This is a genomic window from Sphingomonas sp. PAMC 26605, assembly GCF_000241485.1.
Taxonomy (GTDB): Bacteria; Pseudomonadota; Alphaproteobacteria; order Sphingomonadales; family Sphingomonadaceae; genus Sphingomonas.
Genome location: NZ_JH584260.1, coordinates 1 through 1161 on the forward strand (window position 1 = coordinate 1; position 1161 = coordinate 1161).

Below are 1161 nucleotides of genomic sequence, written 5' to 3' on the forward strand. Positions count from 1 at the left end.
TACCAAGGTTCACTGATCAGAACTCCTGAGCCCAATTTCGCAATCCGATCGACATAATTTTCCAAGGCTGCTCGACCAGCTTGTTCCAGGCGTCGCAGCAGTGATCGACGATGTCGTCGTACGAGCCGAACACGCGGTTCGAGAGCCAGTTGTCGCGCATGAACTGCCAGATGTTTTCCTGGGGATTGAGCTCGGGACATTTCGACGGGATCGCGACGATGGAGATGTTGGATGGGAGCTCGAGCTTGGGCGTCAGGTGCCAGCCAGCCTGGTCCATCAGCACCACAGCGTGAGCGCCTCGCGCGACGTTCAGGGATATCTCGGCCAGATGCAGGTTCATCGTGTCGGTATTGCAGAACGGCAGGACAAGACCGGCCGCCTTGCCTTCCTGTGGGCAGATTGCGCCGAAGATGTAGGCCGATTTGGTGCGTTGATCGTGCGGCGCCGAGGGCCGCGTCCCGCGCTTGGCCCATCGTCTCGTAATCTTGTTCTTTTGTCCGACCCTGGCCTCGTCCTGGAACCAGATTTCTATCGGTGTGCCACTTGGGAGCGTGGCTTTGACCTTGTCCAGCTCGGCGGCAAAGCCCCCTTTTTGAAGGCTTCGATCGCCTCTGGATCCTGCGCATGGTGCTTGGGCCGAGCTGATAATTTCCGATAACCCAGCGCTTGAAGCTCGCGACTCAGCGTCGGCTTCGAAACCGACACGGAGAAATCGTCCCACAGCATCTGCGCCAGGTCGATTATCCGCCAGCGCACCACGCCGTGCGCAGCCGGAATCGGCCCCCGTTCGATCGCCTCGACCAGAGCCGCGCGGTGCGTCGCGTTCAGGAGCGGCGGCTTGCCCGGGGCCTTTCGATCGATCAAACCGTCCGGCCCAGACGCATTGAACTTCACCACCCAGTCCCGAACGATCTGCACCGTAACGCTACCCAGGCGTGCAGCCTCCGTCCGGCTCGAGCCCTCATAGATCGCCGCTAACGCGAGCAAGCGCCGCGCCTGGGCGCCGTCCTTCGATTTACGAGCGGCGGACCGCACCGCGACAGCGTCAAAGTCGGTGCGTAGCGCGATCGGCATGGCAAACTCCTGTCCGTTTGCCATGTTGAATCAAATCGAGCCACCGAGGGCAACCCCCTCCGAGTCACGATCATCGGTTCTTGGTAT

Annotated in this window: 2 protein-coding genes; both read right to left on the minus strand. The window is 61.0% G+C overall.

Features of this window, described 5'->3' with window-relative positions:
- Positions 1–16: 16 nt before the first annotated feature.
- Entirely contained in the window at positions 17–646 is a 630-nt protein-coding gene (locus tag RH90_RS24545; RefSeq protein ID WP_232280479.1) for an IS630 family transposase, read from the minus strand.
- Positions 529–1074, minus strand: a complete 546-nt coding sequence (locus RH90_RS24550) for a helix-turn-helix domain-containing protein (protein ID WP_010189314.1) — start codon at positions 1072–1074, stop codon at positions 529–531. The genes RH90_RS24545 and RH90_RS24550 overlap by 118 nt, the downstream gene beginning before the upstream one ends.
- Positions 1075–1161: the final 87 nt, after the last annotated feature.

Bases quoted from the DNA above. Each gene is read 5' to 3' on its own strand.
- RH90_RS24550 (WP_010189314.1), bottom strand. From the start codon at position 1,074: ATGCCGATCGCGCTACGCACCGACTTTGACGCTGTCGCGGTGCGGTCC.